Annotated in this window: 5 protein-coding genes and 1 pseudogene; 1 reads left to right on the plus strand and 5 read right to left on the minus strand. The window is 66.3% G+C overall.

The features are described 5' to 3' along the window. Positions 1-384 (minus strand): annotated as a pseudogene (locus WAN71_RS03365) (hypothetical protein); the annotation flags it as partial. 80 nt (positions 385-464) lie between these two features. On the opposite strand from WAN71_RS03365, the gene WAN71_RS03370 reads away from it, so the two are divergent. Then, positions 465-638: a hypothetical protein gene (locus tag WAN71_RS03370; protein ID WP_422223973.1), complete on the plus strand. Its 174-nt coding sequence runs from the start codon at positions 465-467 to the stop codon at positions 636-638. A 195-nt stretch (positions 639-833) separates the two neighbouring features. Here WAN71_RS03370 and WAN71_RS03375 read toward each other — a convergent pair whose 3' ends face one another. From WAN71_RS03375 to WAN71_RS03390, 4 genes are all read right to left on the minus strand, one after another. Continuing rightward, complete coding sequence (locus tag WAN71_RS03375; protein WP_422223974.1) at positions 834-2,522, minus strand: FAD-dependent oxidoreductase; 1,689 nt, start codon at positions 2,520-2,522, stop codon at positions 834-836. Continuing rightward, positions 2,515-2,778, minus strand: coding sequence for a UBP-type zinc finger domain-containing protein (locus WAN71_RS03380; protein WP_422223975.1), 264 nt, complete (start codon positions 2,776-2,778; stop codon positions 2,515-2,517). Before WAN71_RS03380 ends, WAN71_RS03375 begins: the two co-directional genes overlap by 8 nt. Beyond that, positions 2,775-3,227, minus strand: coding sequence for a thioredoxin (gene trxA, locus WAN71_RS03385; RefSeq protein WP_422223977.1), 453 nt, complete (start codon positions 3,225-3,227; stop codon positions 2,775-2,777). The genes WAN71_RS03380 and trxA overlap by 4 nt, the downstream gene beginning before the upstream one ends. 13 nt (positions 3,228-3,240) lie before the next feature. Continuing rightward, positions 3,241-4,713: AAA family ATPase (locus WAN71_RS03390; RefSeq protein WP_422223976.1), on the minus strand; the 1,473-nt coding region annotated here is incomplete at its 5' end.

Raw genomic sequence — 4,713 nt, forward strand, 5'->3', positions numbered from 1 at the left:
CCGTTGCCGAGCACCCAGCGCACCGAGCGCAGGCACCGACACAATCGCCACGTTGTGGACCGGATTGACGTGGGCCACGACCGGACGCCGGCGAATGTGCAACGGAAGATCGGTCAGGCAAACCACCACATCCCAGCCACTGTCCAGCAGCAATCGCCGTGCGGCGTCCACGATCGCAGCGTCGGTGGCCGGCGGCTGCACCAGGCGGCTCTCCACCGCCTCAACCCGCCAACGCGCTCCCGGTAACCGCCGCTCGAGTTCCTCACCCAAACCCGCATCGGCGAGATCACGGGCCAGTGAAAAAGCCACACCGGGCGCCCCCACGAGGCCCAGCACAATCTGTGGACCATGGTCGGCGTGTGGAAGATCTGTCGGAGACACCATGCACTGATCGTCACATCCGCTCCCGGGCGCTCCAGGCGCAGGCGGCTACCAGCCTCGGATGGGAGATGTGGTGACGGCGTGTGATGCCCCCTGCCGGCGACCCTCAACGGGCTCTTGGGCACAACGGCAAGCCCGGCAGCACCGGAGGCACCGGAGCCAGCGGGCCGAACGGCAACCAGATCGCGCCGTGTGGCTGCCACGCGTCCAACAACACCTACATCCTGTCGGTTCCAGAGGCGCTGCATCTGGGCTAACTCATCTGGATCTAGGTCGAGGGGGCACCCTATGTTTGTATGGCCTCGGTTGATTCTTGACATTTTGTCTTCGGGTGATTCCCACCGCTACAGACGTGGCCAGCGCACTCCAAGACGGACCGGTCCGAATCAGGCGACCGGTTCGATATTGCCGAATGGCGGGCTGCTGACCGGTCGGGGCGTCCGGTCCGCCGATCAGGTCCCGAAGTACTCGTGGATTTGGCGGATGGCCATAGATCCTTCGCCGACCGCGGACGCCACCCGCTTGACCGAGCCGCTGCGCACGTCTCCCGCCGCGAACACCCCGGGTCGGCTGGTCTCGAGCATCATCGGCTGACGTTGCGTTCGCCCGTGATTGCCGTCGGTGTCCGAGTAGAGCGCCGCCGGGCCGGTGGGCACAAAGCCGTGGTCGTCGAGCTCGATGGCGCCGGCGAGCCATGAGGTGTTGGGATCGGCGCCGATGAAGACGAACAGGGCGCGGGTCTGGATCGAGTGCCGCTCGCCTGTTCGTTTGTCCTCGGTCAACACCGCCGTGAGTGCACCGTTTCCGTGTACCTGCCGGATCTCGGTGCACGACAGGACAGTCACGCGGGGGTGCCGGTTGATCTGGTCGACGAGATATCGGGACATGGTTTTGTTCAGGTCGTCGCCGCGGATCACCACGTACACCCGGGAAACCTGCGCGGCGAGGAAAACCGCCGCCTGGCCCGCGGAGTTACCACCCCCCACGATGACGACGGGCCCCGTGCCGCACATCAAGGCCTCTTGAAAGGTGGCGGCGTAGTACACGCCGTTGCCCTCGAACGATTCGATTCCTGGAACAGCCAGCCTTCGATACCTGGCTCCCATGGCCAGCACCACGGCCCTGGCCACCACCGACCCCCCGTCCGCGAGCGTTACCCGGTGCTGGCCGCCGCCGGATTCCAGCCGGGTGATCTCCGCGGACACGATGATCCGCGCTCCGAACTTGCCGGCCTGCAGAACTGCCCGTTCGGCAAGGTCGGCTCCGGAGATTCCGCCGGGGAATCCGAGGTAGTTCTCGATTCTCGATGACGTCCCGGCCTGCCCGCCGGTTGCGATCCGCTCCATCGCCGCGGTGGTCAGGCCGTCCGACGCGGCATACACCGCAGCGCCCAGCCCTGCCGGACCGGCGCCCACCACGACGACGTCGGATTCGTCGGGCACTGTATCGGGTACCGGCAGTCCCACCCGGCGGGCCAGCTCGGTGTTGGTCGGGTTGCGCAGCACCTCACCGCCCCAGATCACCACCGGGGCGTCTTGGGGCGATACTCCGAACCGCTGCAGCAGCCGTTCGGCGTACTTGTCACGTTCCAGGTCAATCCATCTGTGTGGCAATCGGTTTCGCGTTGCGAATTCCCGCAGCCGGGCGGTGTCCGGCGAATAGCAGGAGCCGATGATCCGGAATCCGGATTCTTCCTGGATGAGCAGCGAGCGGCGTAACAGGTATGCGCGCAGGATGAGGTCACTGAGCACCGGATCGTGGGCGACCAGGGCCCGCACCCGCTCGGTCGGTACCACGAGTACTTCGCCGGGTTCCACCACTTCGGCGGTGTAGAACGCGGCTTGGCCTTCGAGGTCGCCCAGCTCCCCGAGGAACCGCCCGGGGCCATGTGCCCGGATGACGTGCCGATTGCCCGCGTCGTCGGTCGTGGTGACGGCGACTTTGCCGGACAGAATGACGAAGAAGTAGTCAGAGCGCTCACCCTCGCGGACAAGCGTTTCGCCCGTGCCGACGGCGCGCCGGGCGCCGCCTGCCTCGAGGGTGGCAATCTGATCGTCGGACAGTCGCGGGTACGCGCCGTAGATGTCGGGGGTTTCCGCCAGCGGAGGCGATTCGCGCTGGTCGATGGCGGCCTCAGACATAGTTCTCATGGACGTAGCACCAGCGCCACTTCTCGCCGGCCTCCATGGACTGCACGATCGGGTGGCCCACCGTGTGTGCGTGCGCTCGGGCATGCCGCATCGGTGACGAGTCGCAGCAGCCGACATGCCCGCACGTCAGGCAAAGCCGCAAGTGGACCCACGGTGTGCCGAGCCGCAGACATTCCTCGCAGCCGTTCGTGCGCGGGCGCACCTGGCGGATCGCCGCCACGTGTGGATCTATATACACGGATGTCATGACCGTGCGTCCTTCCCGCTGCCGGCCGACAGCGCCTGGTCCAGCCAATTGCGCAGCGCCGCAATGGGAGCGGCGCCCGCTTGCCGCGCCAGTATCTGCCCGTGGTCAAGGAGCAGCAGTGTCGGCACCGCCTGCACCGTGAACCGCTGTGAAATCGCCGGTGCCTTATCCACGTCGACCTTGACGAGTTTCAGTTGTCCGGCGCGTTCGGTGGCGAGCTGCTCCAGCGCCGGACTCACCATGCGGCACGGTCCACACCAGGTCGCCCACAGGTCGACAAGCACTGGAACTGAGGACTTTTCGGCAACGTCGGCGAAGTCCCCGTCGCCGGCCGCAGCGATCCACGGCAGCCACTGGTGACAGTTGGCGCACCGGGGCTTCCCCGCGGCCGCCGCGGGTACGCGGTTGCGTTTTCCGCAGTGCGGGCATGTCACGATGTCTGATTCGATGGCGCCTCCTCAGTCAGGCCGCCAGGGCCGGTTCCGAATAGCCCACGGCGAGTTCGCCATTCTCCACGGTGACCCGGATCTTGCCACCGCCCGCGATGTCGCCGCGTAGCAACGCCCGGCCGATCTTGGTTTCCACCTCGTGGGCGATGTAGCGGCGTAGCGGCCGCGCCCCGTACACCGGATCGTAGCCGTGTTCGGCGATCATCCGGCGAGCGTCCGGGGTGATGTCGAGCTCGATTTGCCTTTCCACCAACCGATCCCGCAGCTCGGCCAGCTGTAGCTCGACGATCCGTTCGAGCTGCGGCATCGACAGCGGAGTGAACAACACGATGTCGTCGACGCGGTTGAGGAACTCGGGTCGGAAGTGTCCGCGCAGCTCGGCCATCACCCGGTCGCGCGCGTCGGGCTTGATCTCGCCGTCCGCGGTGACGCCGTCGAGCAGGTAGTGCGATCCGATGTTGGAGGTCATGACGACCACCGTGTTGCGGAAGTCGACCTGACGTCCCTGTGCGTCGGTGAGCCGGCCGTCGTCGAGCACCTGCAGCAGGGTGTTGAACACATCGGCGTGCGCCTTTTCGATCTCGTCGAGCAGCACCACCGAGTAGGGCTTGCGACGCACCGCTTCGGTGAGCTGGCCGCCCTCCTCGTAGCCGACGTATCCCGGTGGCGCACCGACCAACCGGCTCACTGTGTGCCGCTCCTGGTACTCGCTCATGTCAAGCCGGACCGTGTTGTCCTCGCTGTCGAACAATGCGGCGGCCAGCGTCTTCGCGAGCTCGGTCTTACCGACCCCGGTGGGTCCGAGGAAGATGAACGAGCCGATCGGGCGGCGCGGATCCCGGATTCCGGAGCGGGCCCGAATCACCGCATCGGCGACCAGCTGGACCGCCTCGTCCTGGCCGATCACCCGCTCGTGCAGTATTTCGTCGAGCCGCAGCAGCTTTTCCCGTTCGCCCTCCTGCAATCGCGCGACCGGTATGCCGGTCCATGCGGCCACGATTTCGGCGATCTCGTCCTCGGTGACGACCTCGCGAAGCAACCGCTTTTCGCCCTGCTTGGACGTCAGCTGTTCCTCGGCCGCTTGCAGTTTGCGTTCCAGTTCGGTGATCTGACCGTAGCGCAACTCGGCCGCCCGGTTGAGGTCATAGTTGCGTTCGGCTTCTTCGGCCTCGTGCCGGAGCTGCTCGAGTTGCCCGCGCAGTTCCTGTACCCGCCGGATCGCCTGCCGTTCGGCATCCCATTGCGCGTGCCGGGCGTCGGCCTCCGCTCGCAGATCGGCCAATTCTTTGCGAAGTTCCTCCAGCCGGGACTTGCTGGCCGCGTCGGTCTCCTTGGCCAGCGCCGCCTCCTCGATCTCGAGCCGGGTGACCCGACGGGTGATCTCATCCAATTCGGCTGGCATCGAGTCGATTTCGGTGCGCAACCGCGCACACGCCTCGTCCACCAGGTCGATCGCCTTATCGGGCAGGAAGCGGTCGGTGATGTA

Source organism: Mycobacterium sp., assembly GCF_049280035.1.
Classification (GTDB): domain Bacteria; phylum Actinomycetota; class Actinomycetes; order Mycobacteriales; family Mycobacteriaceae; genus Mycobacterium.